21 protein-coding genes and 2 pseudogenes are annotated in these 20,799 nt (G+C 63.4%); 12 read left to right on the plus strand and 11 right to left on the minus strand.

Going from position 1 to position 20,799, the window contains the following annotated elements:
• Nucleotides 1-37: 37 nt before the first annotated feature.
• The 4 genes from coaE to G6N82_RS08650 are packed head-to-tail and all read right to left on the minus strand — an operon-like array spanning nucleotide 38 to nucleotide 2,920.
• A complete protein-coding gene (coaE, locus tag G6N82_RS08635; protein ID WP_165195618.1) occupies nucleotides 38-634 on the minus strand; it encodes a dephospho-CoA kinase in 597 nt (198 codons plus the stop codon).
• Nucleotides 631-1,488, minus strand: coding sequence for a shikimate dehydrogenase (locus G6N82_RS08640; RefSeq protein WP_165195620.1), 858 nt, complete (start codon nucleotides 1,486-1,488; stop codon nucleotides 631-633). The genes coaE and G6N82_RS08640 overlap by 4 nt, the downstream gene beginning before the upstream one ends.
• On the minus strand, nucleotides 1,485-2,072 hold the full coding sequence (locus G6N82_RS08645; RefSeq protein WP_165195622.1) for a Maf family protein: 588 nt from the start codon (nucleotides 2,070-2,072) through the stop codon (nucleotides 1,485-1,487). The genes G6N82_RS08640 and G6N82_RS08645 overlap by 4 nt, the downstream gene beginning before the upstream one ends.
• Nucleotides 2,069-2,920 carry a pyruvate, water dikinase regulatory protein gene (locus tag G6N82_RS08650; protein ID WP_165195624.1) on the minus strand — a complete coding sequence of 284 codons (852 nt, stop codon included), beginning with the start codon at nucleotides 2,918-2,920 and terminating at the stop codon, nucleotides 2,069-2,071. Before G6N82_RS08650 ends, G6N82_RS08645 begins: the two co-directional genes overlap by 4 nt.
• A 317-nt stretch (nucleotides 2,921-3,237) precedes the next feature.
• On the opposite strand from G6N82_RS08650, the gene hemE reads away from it, so the two are divergent.
• The 4 genes and pseudogenes from hemE to G6N82_RS08670 all read left to right on the plus strand — a co-directional run bounded on the left by hemE (nucleotide 3,238) and on the right by G6N82_RS08670 (nucleotide 6,693).
• Nucleotides 3,238-4,257, plus strand: a complete 1,020-nt coding sequence (hemE, locus tag G6N82_RS08655) for a uroporphyrinogen decarboxylase (protein ID WP_165195626.1) — start codon at nucleotides 3,238-3,240, stop codon at nucleotides 4,255-4,257.
• A 52-nt stretch (nucleotides 4,258-4,309) separates the two neighbouring features.
• Nucleotides 4,310-4,768, plus strand: coding sequence for a CopD family protein (locus tag G6N82_RS08660; protein ID WP_165195628.1), 459 nt, complete (start codon nucleotides 4,310-4,312; stop codon nucleotides 4,766-4,768).
• Nucleotides 4,769-4,961: 193 nt separating this feature from the next.
• Nucleotides 4,962-6,228: pseudogene (gene rho, locus G6N82_RS08665) on the plus strand (transcription termination factor Rho).
• Between the two features lie 72 nt (nucleotides 6,229-6,300).
• A complete protein-coding gene (locus G6N82_RS08670) occupies nucleotides 6,301-6,693 on the plus strand; it encodes a BLUF domain-containing protein (RefSeq protein WP_165195630.1) in 393 nt (130 codons plus the stop codon).
• On the opposite strand, the gene G6N82_RS08675 is transcribed toward G6N82_RS08670, so the two are convergent.
• Both G6N82_RS08675 and G6N82_RS08680 read right to left on the minus strand, forming a co-directional pair.
• Nucleotides 6,690-7,094, minus strand: coding sequence for a nuclear transport factor 2 family protein (locus tag G6N82_RS08675; RefSeq protein ID WP_165195632.1), 405 nt, complete (start codon nucleotides 7,092-7,094; stop codon nucleotides 6,690-6,692). The genes G6N82_RS08670 and G6N82_RS08675 overlap by 4 nt on opposite strands.
• Complete coding sequence (locus tag G6N82_RS08680) at nucleotides 7,091-7,789, minus strand: dienelactone hydrolase family protein (protein WP_165195634.1); 699 nt, start codon at nucleotides 7,787-7,789, stop codon at nucleotides 7,091-7,093. Before G6N82_RS08680 ends, G6N82_RS08675 begins: the two co-directional genes overlap by 4 nt.
• A 116-nt stretch (nucleotides 7,790-7,905) precedes the next feature.
• Here G6N82_RS08680 and G6N82_RS08685 point away from each other — a divergent pair, with 116 nt between their 5' ends.
• The 6 genes from G6N82_RS08685 to G6N82_RS08710 all read left to right on the plus strand — a co-directional run bounded on the left by G6N82_RS08685 (nucleotide 7,906) and on the right by G6N82_RS08710 (nucleotide 13,781).
• Complete coding sequence (locus G6N82_RS08685; protein ID WP_165195636.1) at nucleotides 7,906-8,163, plus strand: DUF6489 family protein; 258 nt, start codon at nucleotides 7,906-7,908, stop codon at nucleotides 8,161-8,163.
• Between the two features lie 18 nt (nucleotides 8,164-8,181).
• Nucleotides 8,182-9,459 carry a tRNA uridine-5-carboxymethylaminomethyl(34) synthesis GTPase MnmE gene (gene mnmE / locus G6N82_RS08690; RefSeq protein ID WP_165195638.1) on the plus strand — a complete coding sequence of 426 codons (1,278 nt, stop codon included), beginning with the start codon at nucleotides 8,182-8,184 and terminating at the stop codon, nucleotides 9,457-9,459.
• 72 nt (nucleotides 9,460-9,531) lie between these two features.
• Nucleotides 9,532-11,385: a tRNA uridine-5-carboxymethylaminomethyl(34) synthesis enzyme MnmG gene (gene mnmG / locus G6N82_RS08695; RefSeq protein ID WP_165195640.1), complete on the plus strand. Its 1,854-nt coding sequence runs from the start codon at nucleotides 9,532-9,534 to the stop codon at nucleotides 11,383-11,385.
• A gap of 68 nt (nucleotides 11,386-11,453) precedes the next feature.
• Nucleotides 11,454-12,005 carry a 16S rRNA (guanine(527)-N(7))-methyltransferase RsmG gene (gene rsmG, locus G6N82_RS08700; protein ID WP_165198090.1) on the plus strand — a complete coding sequence of 184 codons (552 nt, stop codon included), beginning with the start codon at nucleotides 11,454-11,456 and terminating at the stop codon, nucleotides 12,003-12,005.
• A 22-nt stretch (nucleotides 12,006-12,027) separates the two neighbouring features.
• On the plus strand, nucleotides 12,028-12,804 hold the full coding sequence (locus G6N82_RS08705; RefSeq protein ID WP_165195642.1) for a ParA family protein: 777 nt from the start codon (nucleotides 12,028-12,030) through the stop codon (nucleotides 12,802-12,804).
• Nucleotides 12,801-13,781, plus strand: a complete 981-nt coding sequence (locus G6N82_RS08710) for a ParB/RepB/Spo0J family partition protein (RefSeq protein ID WP_165195644.1) — start codon at nucleotides 12,801-12,803, stop codon at nucleotides 13,779-13,781. Before G6N82_RS08705 ends, G6N82_RS08710 begins: the two co-directional genes overlap by 4 nt.
• A 90-nt stretch (nucleotides 13,782-13,871) precedes the next feature.
• On the opposite strand, the gene G6N82_RS08715 is transcribed toward G6N82_RS08710, so the two are convergent.
• The gene (locus tag G6N82_RS08715) at nucleotides 13,872-14,354 is read right to left on the minus strand and encodes a GAF domain-containing protein (RefSeq protein WP_165195646.1); all 483 of its coding nucleotides are present in this window, start codon (nucleotides 14,352-14,354) and stop codon (nucleotides 13,872-13,874) included.
• Between the two features lie 94 nt (nucleotides 14,355-14,448).
• On the opposite strand from G6N82_RS08715, the gene G6N82_RS08720 reads away from it, so the two are divergent.
• A complete protein-coding gene (locus tag G6N82_RS08720; RefSeq protein ID WP_165195648.1) occupies nucleotides 14,449-15,918 on the plus strand; it encodes a PQQ-dependent sugar dehydrogenase in 1,470 nt (489 codons plus the stop codon).
• A gap of 20 nt (nucleotides 15,919-15,938) precedes the next feature.
• Here the strand turns inward: G6N82_RS08720 and G6N82_RS08725 are convergent, their stop codons facing one another.
• Complete coding sequence (locus G6N82_RS08725; protein ID WP_165195650.1) at nucleotides 15,939-16,793, minus strand: DUF815 domain-containing protein; 855 nt, start codon at nucleotides 16,791-16,793, stop codon at nucleotides 15,939-15,941.
• An 11-nt stretch (nucleotides 16,794-16,804) separates the two neighbouring features.
• Nucleotides 16,805-18,547: an acyl-CoA dehydrogenase gene (locus G6N82_RS08730; RefSeq protein ID WP_241255047.1), complete on the minus strand. Its 1,743-nt coding sequence runs from the start codon at nucleotides 18,545-18,547 to the stop codon at nucleotides 16,805-16,807.
• 67 nt (nucleotides 18,548-18,614) lie between these two features.
• Here G6N82_RS08730 and G6N82_RS08735 point away from each other — a divergent pair.
• Nucleotides 18,615-19,554 (plus strand): annotated as a pseudogene (locus G6N82_RS08735) (L-threonylcarbamoyladenylate synthase).
• Nucleotides 19,555-19,561: 7 nt separating this feature from the next.
• Here G6N82_RS08735 and G6N82_RS08740 read toward each other — a convergent pair.
• Both G6N82_RS08740 and G6N82_RS08745 read right to left on the minus strand, forming a co-directional pair.
• Nucleotides 19,562-19,918 carry a hypothetical protein gene (locus G6N82_RS08740; protein WP_241255048.1) on the minus strand — a complete coding sequence of 119 codons (357 nt, stop codon included), beginning with the start codon at nucleotides 19,916-19,918 and terminating at the stop codon, nucleotides 19,562-19,564.
• A 56-nt stretch (nucleotides 19,919-19,974) separates the two neighbouring features.
• Nucleotides 19,975-20,736: a head GIN domain-containing protein gene (locus tag G6N82_RS08745; protein WP_165195656.1), complete on the minus strand. Its 762-nt coding sequence runs from the start codon at nucleotides 20,734-20,736 to the stop codon at nucleotides 19,975-19,977.
• Between the last annotated feature and the right edge of the window lie 63 nt (nucleotides 20,737-20,799).

Consider the following 20,799-nt stretch of genomic DNA (forward strand, 5'->3'; position numbering starts at 1 on the left):
GCCATTTGGCAAGCGATTCCGCTTCCGGTCTGTATGTTTATCGCTCGATCAGGAGTTGCGCGATCAGCTGCTGGACCATGGCCTCGGTTTCAGCGTGTGAAACGCCGGTATCGATCACGAAATCTGCGCGCGCGCGCTTTTCAGCATCGGGCACCTGCAGCTCAAGGATATGCGCAAATTTTTCCGGCGTCATGCCTGGCCGCGCCAGCACTCGTGCACGCTGGACTTTGGCTGGGGCGGACACGACGACAACCTTGTCGACCTGCGCCTGCCCACCCTTTTCGAACAACAGCGGGATATCGAACACGACTATGGGCGCACCGCCATGTTCGATCAGGAATTCGGCCCGCCGGGCGGCCACCGCCGGATGCACGATCGCTTCGAGCTGGGCGAGTGCCGCTGGATCGCCAAACACCTGCACCCCCAGCGCCTCGCGTTTGACGCCGTCAGGGCCAGTGGATCCCGGAAACTCGGCTTCAATCGCCGGCACCAGTTCGCCCTCAGGGCCCTGCATGCGCCGCACTTCGGCATCGGCATCGAATACCGGCAAACCGTGCCGTTCGAACATCTCGGCGACGGTCGACTTGCCCATCCCGATCGAACCGGTGAGGCCGATGATCAGCGGGCGGGTCATCGCGTCAGCAGCTCGCGCAATTCTGCGTCGTGCTGTCTCGGAGCAGCAGCATCAAAGAACTTCTCGAATGCCAGTGCCGCCTGCCCGATCAGCATGTTCAGCCCATCAAGGGTGCGATGCCCGGCAGCGCGGGCGTTCTTCAGGAATTCGGTCTCGAGCGGATCGGTGACAATGTCATAGGCTATGGCGCCCGGCGGGGCATGGCTCCAGTCGAATGCCAACGCTGGTTGGCCGCGCATGCCAAGTGGCGACGCGTTGATCACCAGGTCCAGGCAGTCCTCGCGATCGTCAAAGGGAAAATCGGTTGGATCGGCGAAATGGGCGAGGTCGATCGCGTGATGCTCGCCGCTGGGGGCAAGTTCGTCCAGCAGGGCACGCGCCTTGGCCGGATCGCGCCCGGCCAGCACCAGGGTAAAGCCTTCTTGCGCCAGCGCGGCAATAATCGCGCGCGCCGCACCGCCTGTGCCAAGGATGCGCGCCATGCGGAAATAGTGCTGCTTTTCCAATTCTGCGCGTAACGGCTCGATGAAACCGGCCGCATCTGTATTGGTCCCAGCGAGCAGCCGGTCAAAGGCGGGATAGATCGTGTTGACTGCGCCAATTATGTCGGCGGGCGGCTCGATACTGTAAAGCATCGGAATCACCGCCTGCTTGTGCGGCATGGTGACATTGCAGCCGCGCCAATCGGGATCCTGTCGGCGCTGGTCTAAGTAATCCGCCAAACCGGCGCCGGTAACGTGGCAGGCGCGATATTCGGCATCGATCCCAAGCTTGCCGAGCCAGAAATTGTGGATCGCGGGCGATTTCGATTGCGCAATCGGATCGCCGATTACTTCAGCATATGGTCGGGTCACGATTCCAGTTCCCCCAACTCGCGCAGCGCCCCCAGCACGCCGAGCAGCGGCATGCCGAGCACGGTAAACTGGTCCCCTTCGATCGCCTCGAACAGCTGCACACCCAGTCCCTCGATCCGGAATACACCCACGCAATGCCCGACATCGGGCCATTCAGCCGCAAGATAGTGCTCGATAAAGCTGTCGGACAGGTCGCGCACATGCAGCCGGGCCAGCGAGCTTTGGCTCCATTCGCAGGCGTCGTCGCGCACCAGCGCTGCGGCGCTATGGAGCTCCATGATCTTGCCTGAGAAGAAACGGAGGTGCTCGGCCGCCTGCGTTCGGCTTGCGGGCTTGTCGAAGCGGCGCCCGCCACACACCACCAGGCTGTCGCTGCCCAGCACCAGTCGGGCGGGGTTGGCGGCGGCGACAGCTTGCGCTTTGGCGACACTGAGCGCTTCAGCCACCTCATCCGGTGCACAACCGTCAAGGCCTGCTTCCACCGCGCGTTCGTCGAGCGCCGCCGGGATTGCCTGATATCCAACGCCAGCAGCATCGAGCATCGCGCGGCGCGAGGCAGACTTTGAAGCGAGAATGATTGTCATATCGCCCCGTCGCCGATGGCAAGGCCATCGCCCTTGGCACTGTCCCTGCGTTCCTGCAGGAAGCGGATCACCGCCGCGGCGGTTTCCTCGATCGAGCGCCGGGTCACATCGATCACCGGCCAGCCGTTGTCGGCGAACATCCGCCGCGCGAACTGCACTTCCTCGCGCACTCTTTCCGCATCGACATAGGAGGTTTCGGTACCTTCATTGAGCGACAGTAGGCGGTTGCGGCGCACCTGCACCAGCCGCTCGGGCGCGGTCGTCAATCCTACAACCAGCGGGTGACGCAATCCGAACAGCGCGGGCGGGGGAGGTGATTCCACCACCAGCGGAATATTGGCCACCTTGTAGCCGCGATTGGCGAGATAGATGCTGGTCGGCGTTTTCGAGCTGCGCGATACGCCAGCCAGCACGATGTCAGCCTCTTCCCAGTCTTCCCAGCCAACGCCATCGTCATGCGCGATGGTGTAGTGAATCGCTTCGACCCGGCGGAAATAGGCCTCGTCCATCAGGTGCTGGCGGCCCGGCTTGCCATGCGCCTCTTCACCCAGTTGCGATTCCAGCGCTTCGGTCACCGCGTCGAGCACAGGCACCGCCGGCAAACCAATCTGGCGGCAATGCTCCTCCAGCCGCGCGCGCGTTTCGGGATTGACCAGTGTGAACAGCACCAGGCCGGGGCTGGCTGCCAGCGAGGGCACGATCCGGTCGAGATGCTGACGCGAACGCACCATCGGCCAGAAGTGGCGAACAACGTCGGGATCGTCGAATTGGGCCAGCGCAGCCTTGGCGATCATCTCCAGCGTTTCGCCGGTCGAATCCGATACCAGATGAAGGTGCATGCGTTGCATGGGTGGGCCGGCCTATCCCTGTGGATGAGAGCTGGCATAAACCACGGGAGAAAGCTGGCGACAAGTTCGGGTAGGATTTCCGTGCCCGCTACCGGCTATTTCCCATGCAGGTCTGTCGACAGAACAGCCAGATTCCCACAGTCTGGGGATAGTGAGGAAAAGTTTGACTCGACTCAGCATTTGCCGCGAGTCGCTGTCAATGGGAGGCTTTGCAAGGCAGGATAAATCGGGCAGAAACCGCTTGTCCCCGAAATCCACAGGGCCAACAGACTCCTAAATCCTTTTATAAATACAATTATATTGATTGGATAAGACCTATGCCTGGCTTGCTTCTTGACACTTTGCGCGGACACAAGGGCGATCGCGCACCGATGTGGCTGATGCGCCAGGCTGGCAGGTATTTACCCGAATATCGCAAATTGCGTGCGGAAAAGGGCGGGTTTCTCGATCTGGTCTATGACAGCGAAGCGGCCGCGGAAATCACGATCCAGCCGCTGCGGCGGTTCGGCTTCGACGGGGCGATCCTGTTCTCCGATATCCTGATCGTGCCGCATGCGATGGGTCAAGGGCTGGAGTTCCTGGCCGGGGAAGGGCCGAAGCTCTCACCGCCGCTCCTCGAAGCGGATCTGTCGGACTTCAAGGCTGCCCCCGAGCGCTTCGAAGCGGTGTATGAGACGGTACGGTTGTGTCGTGCAAAGCTGGATGACGATGTGACGATGCTCGGCTTTGCCGGTAGCCCCTGGACCGTCGCGACCTATATGGTGGCGGGCGAAGGCAGCCGCGACCAGCACGCCACGCGTGAACTCGCCTATACCGATCCGGCGCGCTTCCAGCGGATCATCGATGCGATCGTGGAATCTTCGATCACCTATCTGCGCGGGCAGATCGATGCCGGGGCGGAAGCGGTGCAATTGTTCGACAGCTGGGCTGGCAGCCTCGCGCCCGACCAGTTCGAGCGCTGGGTGATCGAACCCAATGCCGCGATTACCGCGGCAATCAAGCATTCGCATCCCGATACGCCGGTAATCGGATTTCCCAAGGGGGCGGGCGCCAAGCTGGTCGATTATGCCCGCCGCACCGGGGTGGATGCGCTGGGTCTGGACGAGACGATCGATCCGGTTTGGGCGCATCGCGAGCTGCCCGATGGCATGCCGGTGCAGGGCAATCTTGATCCGATCATGCTGATGGCCGGCGGGGAGACGCTGACCAATCGCATCAAGTTTATCCTCGAAACTTTCGCTGACCGGCCGCATGTGTTCAACCTGGGTCACGGTATCGGCCAGTTTACGCCGATAGAGCATGTAGAGCAGCTTGTAGCGGCGGTGCGTGGCCAATGAATACCCGTGTAGGGGGTGACGGGCGGCTTATGCAGTCCTACATGTCAACACGATGCAGGACATCATCGCCATGACCTATCTCTGGCTCAAGGCGGGGCACGTGATCTTCGTCGTGTTCTGGATGGCGGGGCTGTTCATGCTTCCGCGCCAGCTGATTTACGTCCATCCCGCGCAGCCCGGTTCCGACGAGGAAGCCTTGTGGGTTCACCGCATGGGCCTTTTGCGCAAGGTGATCCTGACGCCAAGCCTGGTGGTGGTGTGGGTGCTGGGCCTGTTGATGGCAGCGGAGCTGGGGTTGTTTTCCGGGGCATCTGATCTCGGCTGGCTCCATGCCAAGCTGTTCTGCGTGATCCTGCTGACCGGATATCACGGGTTCCTGGTCGTGCAGGCCAAAAAGGTGGCTGCCGGCCTGCGCCCTCTCAGCGAGAAACAGCTGCGGATGTTGGGCGAAGTGCCTGGCCTGCTGCTGGTGGTGATCGTGATCCTGGTGGTCGTCATCCGCTATCTCTGAACCATACAATCCGGCTGCCGCGATATCGCGATTGACGGGGCTGGCCCGCGGCGATATTTCGAAGCTTCCCAACCGGCATTGCGGCTCGGCACGCTGTCGAGCCGGGGTCTGCTTTCTCCAAGCCCACCAGCCTCCGGTCCAAAGCGAGGCGACGACCCTTCGGCCATAATCCCAGATACGGAATAGAATACCAATGCATCTCAAAGACTTGAAACAGAAAACCCCGGCCGAACTGGTAGCCATGGCCGAAGAACTCGGCGTCGAGGGGGCCTCGACCATGCGGCGGCAGGACCTGCTGTTCAGCATCCTGCGCGAACTCGCCGAAGACGAGGAATACGAAGACAAGATCATGGGCATCGGCACCATCGAGGTGCTGCAGGACGGTTTTGGCTTCCTGCGCTCGCCCGAAGCAAATTATCTCGCCGGCCCTGACGATATCTACGTTTCGCCCAACCAGGTTCGCAAATGGGGCCTGCGCACGGGCGATACGGTGGAAGGCGAAATCCGTGCCCCGCGCGATGGCGAGCGCTATTTTGCGCTCACCAGCCTCACCAGCGTCAATTACGACGATCCTGACGCGGTGCGCCACCGCACCAATTTCGACAATTTGACGCCGCTCTATCCGGACGAGAAGCTCAACCTCGACACGCTCGATCCTACGGTCAAGGACAAGTCCGCGCGGGTGATCGACATCATCGCCCCGCAGGGTAAGGGCCAGCGCGCGCTGATCGTTGCTCCGCCGCGCACCGGCAAGACCGTGCTGCTGCAGAACATCGCCAAGGCGATCACCGATAATCACCCCGAAGTGTTCCTGCTGGTGCTGCTGGTCGACGAACGGCCTGAGGAAGTGACCGACATGCAGCGCAGCGTGAAGGGTGAAGTGATCTCCTCGACCTTTGACGAGCCGGCCACACGCCACGTCCAGGTCGCTGAAATGGTGATTGAAAAGGCCAAGCGACTGGTCGAGCACAAGCGCGACGTGGTGATCCTGCTCGATCTCGATCACGCGCCTTGGCCGCGCCTACAACACCGTGGTGCCGAGCAGCGGCAAGGTACTGACCGGCGGTGTCGATGCCAACGCGCTCCAGCGGCCCAAGCGCTTCTTCGGTGCGGCGCGCAATATCGAGGAGGGTGGTTCACTTTCGATCATAGCCACCGCCCTGATCGACACCGGCAGCCGCATGGACGAAGTCATCTTCGAAGAATTCAAGGGCACCGGTAACAGCGAAATCGTCCTCGATCGCAAGGTGGCCGATAAGCGCATCTTCCCGGCGCTCGATGTCGGCAAGTCCGGCACGCGCAAGGAAGAGCTGCTGGTCGACAAGGACAAGCTGTCCAAGATGTGGGTCCTGCGCCGCATCCTGATGCAGATGGGCACGATCGATGCGATGGAGTTCCTGCTCGACAAGATGAAGGATTCGAAGACCAACCAGGACTTCTTCGACACCATGAATCAATAGGGTTTTTCGGCCCCGTAACCGATGGCTGCGGGGCAGCTTGCCTTTGCCTGAAATCGGGCTATCAAGCGGCTGATGCTGCGCCAGTATATCTATATCAGCACCGCCGGGGGGATCACCGATGAGGATATCGGATCGATCCTGGCGTCGTGCCAACGTAACAATGCCGAACGCAATGTTACCGGGCTTTTGCTCTATAACGGGCGCAATTTCCTCCAGTTGCTCGAGGGCGATGTCGAGGATCTTTCGTGGGTGATGCGGCGGATCGAAGCGGATCCGCGCCATAATGGCGTGTCGATCATCGACGATATCGCGATCGAGCGGCGCGCCTGCCCCGACTGGCTGATGCGGCACATCAGGATTTCGGATGAAGTTGCGGAGCGACGGGCGAAGCTCGATGCCGAGCTGCCCGAGGCACTTGACCCGAACCTGCGCCGGATCATCCTGAATTTCGCGTCGCTGAATTAGGCAGATTTCTGCCGCTCAAGCTGCGCGGCCATCATTTCCCAGACCTTGTTGACTGCCTTCAGCGGGCGCACCATCACCTTGAAATCCTTGATCAAACCCTCTTCGTCGAAGGTGATCATGTCGATCCCGTTGACCTGGATGCCTTCCATCTCGGTGGCGAATTCGAGCACTGCCGTCTCGCCATCGACCACTTCGCGCAAATAACGAAAGCTCTCATTGCCGAGCGTCTTTCCCGCAGCGGCGAGATAGGCGGTCACGATTGGGCGCCCGACCTGCGGGGTGTGGACCACGGGGGAGTGGAACACCGCATCCTCGCGCATTATCGCGCCGAGGGCGGCAGGATCGCTGCCACCGTCGATCACTTCGTGCCAGCGCGCAAGGCCCTTCGCGGCCGCGCTCATCCCAGGTGCTCGGCGAAGAAGGCTTTGGTTCGCCCATCGGCCAGTTGCGCACCCGCCTCGTCGCGGCGATTGCCGCTTTCGGTAGCAAAGCCGTGGTCGAGACCTTCGTAATCATGGATCGTCACGCGCGGGTGATCGTCCAGACCGGCATGCATCGCGGCCTGCGCTTCAGGCCCCACGAAATGGTCCGCGGTGGGCACATGCAGTAGCAGCGGATGGGCGATACCATGCTTTTCGCCCAGCATCTGGTCGATCATCACCCCGTAATAGCCGACCGAAGCGTTGATGTCGGTGCGCGCCGCGGTCATGTAGGCGAGCTTGCCGCCCAGGCAGTAACCGACGCAGCCGACCTTGGCTACGCCAGCCTCGCGGCGGATCCAGTGGATCGTCGCTTCGATGTCCTTCACCCCGTCATCGGGGTTGTATTCGCCGAAATAGCCCAGCGCTTCCTGGAATTCGGCCTCGACATCGGGATCCAGTTCGATTCCCGGCTTCATGCGAAAGAACAGGTCGGGCGCGACCGCCAGATAGCCTTCCTCAGCCCAGCTATCGCACTTGCTGCGGATGCCCGGATTCACCCCGAAAATTTCCTGGATGACGATGATCGCGGCCTTGGGGGTGCCTTCTGGCCGGGCGACATAGGCGCTGAAGCTCGCATCTCCATCCAGGGTAGGGATCGTGACAGTTTCGGACATGGGGGTTGCTCCTTTGATTCAGTGCGAAAGCGGCTTATCGCTTGCTAGGGGGTATTGCCAAACCCAAATGTATCAGGCGCGAGGTCCGTTCCAGGCTCGCAGGTGGAGGAGATGCCATGAAGGTCAATATCGAGATCGACTGCACGCCCGAAGAGGCTCGGGCCTTCATGGGCCTGCCCGACGTGTCGAAGGCGAACAGCGTCTATGTCGACAATATCACCAAGGCGATGAAGGGCGTTTCCAGCCCTGACCAGCTGCAGGAACTGGCGCAGCAATTGGCGCCGATGGGGCAAATGGGCCTGAAGATGTTCCAGAGCTTCATGGAAGGCGGGATGCGCGGGCAGGGCTCCAAGAGCCGGTCGGACGACGATTAGGCCCGATTCTCACAATTCATGAGCGACACCATCTTTGCCTTGTCGAGCGGGGCGCCGCCCGCGGCTATCGGCGTGATCCGCATCAGCGGGCCCGACGCGGGCAAGGCGCTGGTTTCGCTTGCGGGGCGCGAGATTGCGCCGCGACGGGCGAGCCTGGCGCAACTGCACGGGGCTGATGGGGCTTTGCTGGATGAAGCGCTGGTGCTGTGGTTTCCCGGACCGGAAACGGCTACTGGCGAGGACCTGGCCGAGCTGCATTGCCACGGTGGGCGTGCGGTCATAGCCGCTGTTGAGCGCGAATTGTCCGCGCACAATGGGTTGCGCCGCGCGGAACCGGGCGAATTTACCCGCCGCGCCTTCGCCAATGGCCGGATCGACCTGGCAGAAGCCGAGGGCCTCGCTGACCTTCTCAGCGCCGAGACCGAATTGCAGCGCAGCGCGGCGATCGCCATGGCGGGGGGTAGCCTGTCGCGCGAGGTCGAGGGTTGGCGTATGCGGCTGCTGCAACTCGCAGCCGAAGTCGAAGCCGTGCTCGATTTCGCCGACGAGGACGATGTCGGTGGCTTGGCCGGTGATTTCGGCATGCGATTGGCGGCACTTTCGGCCGAACTGGAAAGCTGGCTGGTTCGGCCCCGATCCGAACGGTTGGGTGAAGGATTCCGGGTCGTGCTGGCTGGTCCGCCCAATGCCGGAAAATCCACCTTATTCAATGCTTTGATCGAAAGTGAGGCGGCCATAACCTCGCCGATCGCTGGAACGACGCGGGATGTGATCGAACGTTCGGTGGCGATTGGCGGCGTCCCGTTCACCTTCGTGGATACGGCAGGCCTGCGCGACGAGGGTTCGGACGAGATCGAGGCAATCGGCGTGGGCCGCGCGCGTGAACAGCTGGAATTTGCCGATCTGGTTCTCTGGTTGGGACCTGAATCCGAGGGACCTGACGGTTGCTGGGAGATCGAAGCACAGATCGATAAAGTGTCGCATCCGGTTAAATCGGCGCCTGATTGGCGGGTTTCAGCGGCGACGGGCGAAAACTTGCCGGAATTGAAGCTGGCACTGGTCGAGCGCGCACGCGATGCTTTGCCCAAACCTGGCGAAGCAGCGCTCAACACTCGCCAGCACGGCCTGATTGCCGAAGCGAAGGCGGCGTTGCGCGAAGCGGGCGAAATTGCCGATCCCCTGATCCTGGCCGAATGCCTTAGGCGAGCACGTCTGGCCTTCGACCGGCTGGTGGGGCGCGCCACGACCGAAGACATGCTCGATGCGCTGTTCGGGCGGTTCTGCATCGGCAAATAGGCGGCGGTATCCGCGATTGTTTCACGTGAAACACCTTTGACCATAGCGGGCCGCGCCTGTATCGGGCGGCGCATGCACGACTTTGATGTCCTCGTGGTCGGCGGCGGTCATGCCGGTGTCGAGGCGGCCTGCGCCGCCGCGCGAATGGGTGCGCGCGTGGGACTGGTGAGCTTCGACCTCGACGCTATCGGCGCGATGAGCTGCAATCCCGCGATTGGTGGCCTGGGCAAGGGCCATCTGGTGCGCGAAGTCGATGCGCTCGACGGCTTGATCGGCCGTGCGGCCGATGCCGGGGCCATCCATTACCGCATGCTCAACCAATCAAAGGGAAGTGCGGTGTGGGGCCCGCGCGTGCAGGCTGACCGCAAACGGTTCAAGGCTGCGGTGCAGCAGGTGGTTCGAGCGCAGCAGGGCCTGTCACTGATCCAGGGTGAAGCGTCGGCTTTGCGGATGGCGGGCGGGCGCGTGACCGGGCTGGAATTGGCTGATGGGACTACATTGGATGCCGGGGCGGTGATCTTGTGTACCGGGACCTTCCTTGGCGGCACGTTGTTTCGCGGCGAAGAACGCTTTCAGGGTGGGCGGATCGGCGAGAATTCAGCCCAGAAGCTTGCGGCGCAATTGCGCGGTGCCGATTTGCCGATGGCACGGCTCAAGACCGGCACTCCGCCGCGGCTGGACGGGCGGACGATCGATTGGGCGACCCTTGAGGAGCAGCCCTCCGACCCCGATCACTGGACCATGTCGCCGCTGACCGAACGGCGCGTCAACCCGCAAGTGTTTTGCGCGATCACCCGGACGACTGAGGCCGCACATGAGGCGATCCGGGCCAATCTGCATCGTTCGCCGTTGTTCACCGGGGCGATTGGAGCTGCGGGGCCGCGCTATTGCCCCTCGATCGAGGACAAGATCCATCGCTTCGGCGATCGCGATGGGCACCAGGTTTTCTTGGAGCCGGAAGGGCTGGATACGCACCTTGTCTATCCCAACGGGATCAGCACTTCGCTCCCCGCCGATGTTCAGCTTGCGATGCTTCGCGCGATGCCCGGGTTGGAGCGGGTGGAAATGGAAGTCCCTGGTTATGCGGTGGAATATGACCACATCGATCCGCGGGCGCTGACCAATGACCTGCAGCTGCGCGCCATTCCGGGGCTCTATTGCGCGGGGCAGATCAACGGCACTACCGGCTATGAAGAGGCGGCGGCGCAAGGGCTGGTTGCGGGGCTGAATGCCGCGGCTGCCATACTCGGCAATGAGCCGCCCAAGCTTGATCGCGCCAACAGCTATATCGCGGTGATGGTGGACGATTTGACACTGCAAGGGGTGAGCGAACCCTATCGCATGCTGACGGCCCGGGCCGAGTATCGCCTGCGCCTGCGCGCGAACAATGCCTCATCCCGGCTCACTCCGTTGGGTATCGTGGCGGGCTGTGTTGGAAGCGCGCGCGCGGAATGGTTTACGCGCCGCGAGGAGCGCCGCGCCGCGCTGGCTGCGCATTTCGATACGGCGATTTCCTCAAAGGAGCTCAATGACGCAGGCTTGCCGGTACGCCGCGATGGCGGGGTAAAACCGGTTAGCGAGTGGCTTCGGCACGAAGGGGTGAGCCTGGCCGAGCTCGGACCATGGCTTGATGTAGCGTTGACGGCCGACGATCCGCTGATTGGCGAAATGGCGGAAGACGCAGCTTATGCGCCGTACCTGGCGCGACAGGATGCAGAATTGCGCGATCTGCGGGCGAGCGAAGCGCTGGAGTTGGGTGGTGACTTCCCCTTCGGCGAGGTGCCGGGCCTTTCGAACGAGATGGTCGAGCGGCTGGCGGCAGCCAAGCCGGCCAGTCTCGCTGCAGCTGGAAGGGTGCCGGGGATTACTCCTGCGGCGCTGTCGGCACTGTTGGTCCATGCGCGGCGCAGGCAGAAGGCGGCGTGAACAGCGAACTTCTCCGCGATGAGCAATCGGCACGTCACCATGTCGCGCAAATTGCCGATCGTGTCGCGATGGAGCGTCTCGAAGCGCTGATTGCCGCATTGCTCGAGGAAAATCAGCGTCAGAACCTGATTTCCCGCCCCTCCGAGCAGCAAATCTGGCAGCGCCACATCGCCGACAGCGCCCAGCTGCTGCGGTTTGTTCCACGTGAAACATCTGGCACATGGCTCGACCTTGGCACCGGCGCGGGTTTCCCTGGCCTGGTGATTGCCGCGCTGCAGCCAGAACGCGAGGTCGTGCTGGTCGAGTCGCGCGCGCGCCGGGTCGAATGGCTCGAGCGCATGGCGGAAGGACTCGCTCTGCCGCACTGCCGTGTCGAGGGGCGGCGTTTGGAATTGGTCAAGCCCTTCCCTGCTCGTGTCATTTCGGCACGCGCATTTGCCCCGCTGGATAAACTGCTCCGTCTATCCGCACCCTTTTCCACAAAGGCGACCACCTACCTGTTGCCCAAAGGGCGCTCGGCGGCGCAGGAACTGCATCATCTCCCCGCGAAGATTCGCGATGTGTTTCACGTGGAACACTCCTTGACCGATGCGGAGGCGGGGATCATCGTAAGCACATAGTGCAGGAAGGCGAAAGCAGCCGATGATCACGATAGCGATTGCGAATCAGAAGGGCGGGGTGGGCAAGACCACTACCGCGATCAATATCGCCACGGCGATGGCGGCGATCGGTTGGCGCACGCTGCTGATCGACCTCGATCCGCAAGGCAATGCCTCGACCGGGCTGGGCGTCGGCAGCGCCGCACGCGTCGCGTCGAGCTATGATGTGCTGATCGACGGCGCTTCGGTCAAGGATCCGCTGGTTCCCACCAGCATTCCGGGCCTGGATATCGTCCCTGCGACCGTGGACCTGAGTGGAGCCGAAGTCGAGCTGGTATCGATTGAAGAGCGCACCTCCCGGCTTGCCAATGCGCTGGCTGACCATCGCGGGCATGACATCTGCTTTATCGATTGCCCACCGTCGCTCGGCCTGCTGACGCTCAACGCCCTGTCGGCCGCGGATACGCTGCTGGTGCCGTTGCAGTGCGAATTTTTTGCTTTGGAGGGGCTGAGCCAGCTGCTCCAGACGGTGGAGCAGGTGCAACAGCGTTTCAATCCGGCCCTGGGCATCATCGGCGTGGGCCTGACCATGTTCGATCGGCGCAACCGGTTGACCGACCAGGTGGCGGAAGATGTGCGCGAATGCCTGGGCAGTCTGGTGTTCGAGACGGTGATCCCGCGCAACGTGCGCCTCTCCGAAGCGCCAAGCCACGGCCTGCCCGCGCTGGTTTATGACCATGCCTGCGCCGGAAGCCGCGCCTATATCGCACTGGCGCGCGAATTGATCGGTCGCCTGCCCGCAGAAAGGAAAGCCGCGTGAGCAATCCCACCGACCCGATCCGCTTTTCCGTGCCGGGCAGCCCGGGAGTCGACCGCAAGAAGAAGCTTGGGCGCGGGCTGGGCGCCTTGTTAGGCGAAACCCGCCGGGAAGAACCGCTGACTCAGTCGGACGCGGCTATCGCGCCTGAAAATAACGAAAAAACAGATTCTTACAGCGCATCGGGGCTGGCTTCATTGCCGATCGCCGCGATCGAGCCGCTGCCTGGGCAGCCACGCAAGCGGTTCGACGAGGCGGCGCTGGACGAGCTGGCTGCGTCAATCGCGACGCGCGGGGTGATCCAGCCGATCATCGTGCGGCCACGCGGGCAGGGCCGCTATCAATTGGTCGCCGGCGAGCGGCGCTGGCGGGCGGCGCAGAAGGCCCGCCTGCATGAAATCCCGGCCCTGGTGCGCGAGCTGGACGAGCGCGAGGTCATGGCACTGGCGCTGATCGAAAATATCCAGCGTGAGGATCTCAATCCGGTCGAGGAAGCGCGCGCCTATCATCGTCTGAGCGAGGAAGAAGGGCTGACGCAGGCCGAAATCGCGCAAATGGTCGAGAAATCGCGCAGCCACGTCGCAAATTTGCAGCGCCTGCTGGCTTTGCCCAATGCGGTGCTCGATCTCGTTGAAGGCGGCGAATTGTCGATGGGGCACGCCCGCGCGCTGATCGGGCACGACGATGCGCTGCCGCTCGCCCGCCAGGCGGTGCGCGAGAACCTGTCGGTGCGCGAGGTCGAGAATCTGGCGCGCGGCGATGTCGCCCCCAAGGCTCGCAAATCGGGCCACCGCAACACGCGCGACCCGGCCAAAGATGCCGATATCGCCGCAGTGCAAGCACATCTCGAGGAATTTCTGGGGCTTACGGTGCGGATCAAGACCGAGGCTGACCCGCGCAAGGGCGCGGTGACGATCCGCTATCGCACGCTCGACCAGCTCGACCTGATCTGCCAGCGCCTGACCGGCGGGGATATTTGAGCGCCACCCAAAGTCGCGCCGCGCGACTTTGGGCCACCATGCCAAGGGTGAAAGTCGCGCCGCGCAACTTCCGCCCAGCGGCGCCGACGCCTAGATTCGCGTCGAAAGCAACTCGGCCAGAGCTTCAATTCCAGCGGCGTCATCGGCGGTAAAGCGCGCCGGCAGCGGTGAATCGAGATCGATGACCGCAATTACATGTCCGTCGCGCATAACCGGCACCACCAATTCGGATCGGCTGGCTGCGTCGCAGGCGATATGTCCGGGAAAGGCGTGCACGTCTTCCACCAGCTGCGCCTCGCCCGATGCCGCGGCTGCGCCGCACACGCCGGCGCCGAACGGGATGCGAATGCACGCCGGGCGCCCGACGAACGGGCCCAGCACCAGTTCACCATCGATCGCGCGATAGAATCCGGCCCAGTTGAGATCGGGCACGAATTCCCACAGCAGAGCGGCAATATTCGCCATATTGGCGATACCGTCGGGCTCGGTGGCGGTCAGCGCTTCCGCGGCGTCGCAGAGCTGGCGGTAACGCTCTGCAGGGGCGAGCGAAAGGTCTGGCTGGAAATCATACATCGCGCTGCCGATCTAGGCTCCCAGTCTCCAAACGCAAGTCCCACCACAGAACGCCCATTGCCGCCGCGCGGGTGCTCGCTTATGCCTCAATGCCATGAGCACACTCAAAAAGATCCTCATCGCCCTTCTCATCCTCCTCTTGCTGCTGGCCGCGGCCTTCTGGTGGCTGTCGCGCGGCGATACCGCCGGACTTTCGGTTGATGATGTGGTGGGCACGGATCCGACGCTGGAGGAGCCCAATTCGGAGCTTTTCCCGACGGTGCGGATTGCCAAGCCGGTCGGCTGGGCTGAGGGTGAGGCGCCTGAGGCAGCCGAAGGACTGACGGTGGCGCGCTTTGCCGAGGGGCTCGAGCATCCACGTACGCTTCAGGCGCTGCCCAATGGAGATGTGCTGGCCGCTCTGACCCGATCGCCGAAGAGCGAGGACGGTGGCGGAATCACCGGCTGGATCGCGAACCTGCTGATGACGCGGGCTGGAGCGACCGGGGATTCGCCCAACCAGATCGTGCTGCTGCGCGACGCCGATGGTGACGGCACGGCGGAGACGCGCCAGGTGATCGCCGATGCCACCAACGGCCTCGACTCGCCGTCAGGCATGGCCTGGAACGACGGCACGCTCTACGTCGCCAATCACGATGAAGTGCTTGCTTTTCCCTATGAATTAGGGGCCGATCGGGTCTCCGGCGAACCCCGCAAGCTAATGGACCTGCCAGCAGGCGGTGGGCACTGGATGCGCAATCTCGAACTAAATCCCGAAGGCACGCTGCTTTATGTCGCGGTCGGATCGGTTTCCAATATCGGCGAGCAGGGCATGGAGGTCGAACAGGGCCGGGCCATGATCTGGGAATACAATTTGGAGACCAATCGCCAGCGCCAGTTCGCGGTGGGCCTGCGCAATCCCAATGGTCTTGCCTTCAGCCCCTGGACCGGGGAGCTGTGGACCACGGTCAACGAACGCGACATGCTCGGCAGCGATCTGGTGCCTGATTACCTCACCAATGTTCCGGTCGGCGCGCAATATGGCTGGCCATGGGTCTACTGGAAGGACAAGGTCGACGCCCGCGTCAAGCACCCGCGCCCGGCCTACCTCGTCGAATATGCGCGCAAGCCTGAATATGCGCTGGGCCCGCATGTGGCGGCGCTCGGCATGGTCTTCACCAAGCAAGGCCATCTAATGGGCGAGAAGTTCGCCAGCGGGGCCTTCATTGCCCGGCATGGCTCGTGGAACCGCAAGCCGCCCTCGGGCTATGACCTCGTCTATGTCGAGTTCGACAAGCTCGGTAATCCGGTTGGCAAGCCGGTAACGGTTCTGGGCGGCTTCCTCATGGACGACGGCAAGACAAGGGGCCGCCCGACCTGGGTCGAATGGGGTGGCGATGGCGCGCTGCTGATGAGCGACGATACCGCGGGCATCATCTGGCGCGTGTTCGCGCCCGGGGCGAAGCCCGGCGCAGGCATTACGGAGCTGAAGAGCGAACCCTTGCGGCCGCAGCGTGAGCTATCTGGCGATCCGCGCGCGCTGTTCAGCGGTGAGGACATCGAGCGGGTTGTCCCTGCGCAATAGCGCAGCGCCGGTCGCCTACCCTAAATCGCTTTGCCGGCTCGCCCGGCCAGCTCGACCACGAACTGCCAGGCTGACCGGCCAGAGCGCTGGCCGCGCTGCATGGCCCATTCCAGCGCCTGCTCATTGGTGTAGCTGAGGCCGAGCGGAGCAGCATAGGCGCGCACGATATCGAGATACTGGTCCTTGCTGCAGGGGTGGAAGCCCACCGACAGGCCGAAGCGATCGGCCAGCGCCAGCTTGTCATCCACCGCGTCGCGCCGGTTGAGCGGGTTGTCATCCGATCCGCTGTCCTGCTCGCCCGCTTGCCGGGCAAGGATGGCGCGCCGGTTTGACGTGACCGCGAGTCGTGCATTGGCCGGGCGCGCCTCGATCCCGCCTTCGAGCCAGCTGCGCAGGCGCTGCGGGCCGACCGTGTCATCCTCGGCAAAGCCCAGGTCGTCGATAAAGATCAGGAATTGCCGCCGTACTTCGGATAGTCGGTGGAACAGATCGGGCAGGCTCTTGAGCGCTCCGGGCGCGACCTGAACCAGCGCCAGCGCCATCGGCGCGTCATCCTGCACAGCGCGCGTGGCGGCGCGCAGCAGCGCCGATTTACCCATCCCGCGTGAGCCCCACAGCAGCATATCGTGCGTCGCATGGCCCCAGGCAAGCCGCGCGATATTGTCCCGCACCTGCGCCTTCTGCCGCTCGATGCCGCGCAGGTTTTCCAGCGCGGGCGCGACGATTTCAGGCAATTCGCGGGCATTGACCCCGTCCCAAAGATAGGCCGGGCTGTTACGCCAATCGACCTCACGCGGCGCGGGTGGCGCGAGCCGTTCCAGCGCCGCTGCGATCCGCGCGACGGGATCACCCTGGTCAGATTGCCCTGCACTCATCACCCGCTGCCTTAACCCGCCAAGGCTTCTGCGGGCAGGCTGTAGAGCAGCTCTGCCCCGGCCAGGGCCGACGCCTTGAGGCCATTTGCCTCAGGCACGATCCGGTCAAGGAAGAAGCGCGCCGTTACCGGCTTCGTCTGCGCCAGCGCAGGCGCCTCCCCGGCAGCAACCGCTTCTGCCTGTCGCTTGAGCTGCCATCCAGCGACCGCGACGGCCAGCATGGTGCAGAATGGAACGCTCCCCGCCAACCGGTCATCGAGGCTCGCCTCGCTGCCCATCCATTGCGCAATGGCCCGGCAATCCTCTGCCAGCGCCTTGAGCGCCGGTTCACCTTCGGTGGCGGCGATAATGTCGGCGATCAGCCGGTCGACGGCACCGCCCGCATCCAGGCCCAGCTTGCGGGTGACGAGGTCCGCCGCCTGGATCCCGTTGGTGCCTTCATAGATCGGGGCAATCTTGGAATCGCGCCAGTGCTGGGCCGCGCCGGTTTCTTCGATAAAGCCCATGCCGCCGTGCACCTGCACACCGATCCCGGCCACTTCGATCCCGATGTCGGTACCCCAGGCCTTGACCAGCGGCACCAGCACTTCGGCGCGCATCTTCGCTTCCTCGTCACCCAGCGTTCCCCGGTCGACTTGCCCGGCGCAGTAATAGAGCAGCGCGCGGGCACCCTCAGTCAGTGCCTTCATGCGCAGCAGCATGCGCCGCACATCGGGGTGTTCAACGATTGCAACGGGATTCTTGTCAGGCGATCCGGCGCGGGCCGACTGCACCCTGTCGCGGGCATAGGCCAGCGCCTGTTGCGTGGCGCGCTCGCCAATCTGCACACCCTGGTTGCCGACATTGATGCGCGCGTTGTTCATCATCGTGAACATTGCCATCAGCCCGCGATTGGGCTGGCCCACCAGCTCGCCCACGCATTCGCCATTGTCGCCATAGCTCATGACGCAGGTTGGCGAGGCGTTGATGCCCAGCTTGTGCTCCAGGCTGACGCAGCGCAGGTCGTTCTTCGGCCCCAGCGATCCATCGTCGTTGACGTGGTATTTGGGGACCAGGAACAGAGAGATACCGCGCGATCCCTCGGGCGCATCGGGCAGGCGCGCCAGCACCAGGTGAATGATGTTCCGGGCCAGCTCATGCTCGCCCCAGGTGATGTAGATCTTCTGGCCCTGGATCAGATATTTGCCGGCATGCTCCCCGTCCTCGATCGGTGTGGCGGTGGAGCGCAGCGCGCCGACATCCGATCCCGCCTGCGGTTCGGTGAGGTTCATCGTGCCTGACCACAGCCCGCTGACCAGATTGGGCAGGTATTTCGCCTTCTGTGCGTCTGAACCGTGATGCTCGAGCGCTTCGATCGCGCCCACGCTGAGCATCGGCAGCAGGTTGAAGGCCATATTGGCGCTGCCGAGGTTTTCCAGCACATTGCACGCCAGCGTGAAAGGCAGGCCTTGCCCGCCGAATTCGACCGGCGATGCGATCGCGTTCCAGCCCTGCTCGACATAGGCGGCATAGGCCTCCTGGAAGCCATCGGGCAGGCGCACCACCCCGTTCTCCAGCTTTGCGCCCTCAAGGTCGCCCACGCGGTTGAGCGGCGCGAATTCCCCGGCGGCAAACTGACCCACCCCTTCAACGATCGCTTCGACCAGATCGGGCTCCGCCGCGGCGAAACGTTCGCTTTGCGCAAGCTCCTCGATCCCGGCGTTCACGCGGATGGCGAGCAGCTGGTCATGGGTGGGCGGCGTGTAAGGCGTCACGGCGTTCGAATCCTCATATGATGGCAAATTGCTTGGCTTTGCGCGTCCCCACCTATAGCGGGCAGGCATGACCGGCAAGAACGCTACGGAAGTGCTGGCCGCCGATGCGGCGGGAATCGCGCATGCGGCGGCGATTCTGGAACGTGGCAGGCTGGTCGCGGTTCCGACCGAGACGGTCTATGGCCTCGCCGCGCGGGCGGATCTCGGCTGAAGCGGTGGCCAAGATCTATGCTGCGAAAGGCCGACCCGATTTCAACCCGCTGATCGTGCACGTCCGCGACGCGGCCCAAGCCGCGCGCTATGCGCATGTGTCGCCCGCCGCGGAGGCGCTGATGGCCGAGTATTGGCCGGGGCCGCTGACGCTTGTCCTGCCGCTACGCGAGGATGCGGGGCTGGCACCGGCGGTGACCGCTAGCTTGCCCACGGTTGCCCTGCGCTGCCCGGCGCATCCGGTGATGCGGCAGTTGCTTGAGAGCATCCACTTTCCGCTGGCGGCGCCATCCGCCAATCGCAGCGGATTCATCAGCCCGACCACGGCACAGCATGTGCTGGCTTCGCTTGATGGCCGGATCGATCTTGTGCTCGATGGCGGGCCGTGCGCGGCCGGGATCGAATCGACCATCGTGGCGGTGCGGGATGACGGGTCACTGGAGGAATTGCGCCCCGGGCCGATTAACCTGGGTGCCACCAAGCCGGGCGATCCAGACGAAGGAGCTGAAGCGCGCATCGAGGCCCCCGGCCAGTTGGTGAGCCACTATGCTCCGGGCAAACCGGTGCGGCTCAACGCCCAAGCGGCGCAGGAAGGGGAATTCCTGATCGGTTTTGGCAAAATCGCTGGCGATTGTACGTTGTCTGCCACGGGTGACCTGATCGAAGCAGCGGCCCGGCTCTACGATTGCCTGCATCTGGCGGCCGGCGCGCCTGAACCGCGAATCGCGGTGGCTACGATCCCGGATAAGGGCATCGGCAAGGCGATCAACGACCGCTTGCGCCGCGCCGCCGCCTGAACAGGCGCTAATCGCTCGGGGGCGGCGTGCCCAGGCCTGGATTGTTGCGGAGCAGGATCTGGATCTCGGAATAGGTCTCGCGCGCGGCGGTGCAGGCGCGTTCGTCGCCATCGCGGCAATCGTCCAGCTGCTTCTCGTAGCGGCGGTCGAGCTTGCCCAGCTCTTCTTCCGCCTTGCGCAGCTGGCGCCCGCGCTTCTCGTCGGCTTCGGACTGGCTGGTGGTGGCCGCGTCCACGCCGGCGCTTACCACCTTGACCGGGGCAGTGACGATATCGGCGGCGGTGCGCACCAGGCAGCCGCTCAGCGTGAAGGAAAACAAGGTGAGCGTAAAAGGGGAAGGCCGCGCATGAGCGGTGTCTCTCACACGCGGCCTTCGCCTGTCCAGCGGCGTGCGATGAAGCGCGCCGTTTTTTCAGCTTGTTACTCTGCTTCAGCAGCTTCCGCTGCGGAAGCTTCGCACTTCAGCGTGCCCGATCCCATCGCGTTGATCGTACAGGTGGCGCTGCCGATTACTCGCACATCGCCGGAGCCGACGATATTCGCCTCTACGGTGCCATCCGATGCGAAGCTGGTATCGCCCGATCCGGCCACCGTCACTTCAGCCCGATCGACCTTGAGCCCGGCCATTTCGCCTGACCCTGAACCCACGACGTTCAGCTCAAGCCGTTCAGCCGTGCCGGCGGCTGCCACCTTGCCAGATCCGGCGATGGTGACCTCCAGCTTGCTCGCGGCCAGCTTGGCAATATTAGCTTTGCCAGATCCGGCGATGGTGACCTCGGCTTCGCTCGCCATAGCCGGAACTTCGACTGAGCCGGAACCCGCCACCACGATGCTGCGCGGGGCCGGCATGGTCACGCGCACGATGGCCGTGCCAGTGTCCTTCCAATTGCCGTTCTTGCGCGAAATGCCCAGCGCGCCGTCCTTGAGCGAGAAGCGCAGCAATTCGGTAACCGCGCTGTCGCCTTCGACATCGATCGCCAGTGCATCGCCTTCGCTCAGCACCACTGAATCCGGCCCGGCGATGACTACGCTGGAAGGTGCCTCGCCCGACATGTCAAGTTCGGCCAGCGGCACGCCCTCTTCGCCGTTGATGTCAATATTCATGTCGCCGCAGCCCGCCACCGCGGCGGACAGGGCGATGGCGGCCACCGGTGCCAGCTGCCTGATCAGTTTGTGTATCATGCGCTCATCCTCCAATATGCGTATTATTGAAATAATACACCTTGCAAGGGACTTCAACCGCGC

The sequence above is a fragment of the Altererythrobacter sp. BO-6 genome (genome assembly GCF_011047315.1).
In the GTDB taxonomy this organism is placed as follows: domain Bacteria; phylum Pseudomonadota; class Alphaproteobacteria; order Sphingomonadales; family Sphingomonadaceae; genus Erythrobacter.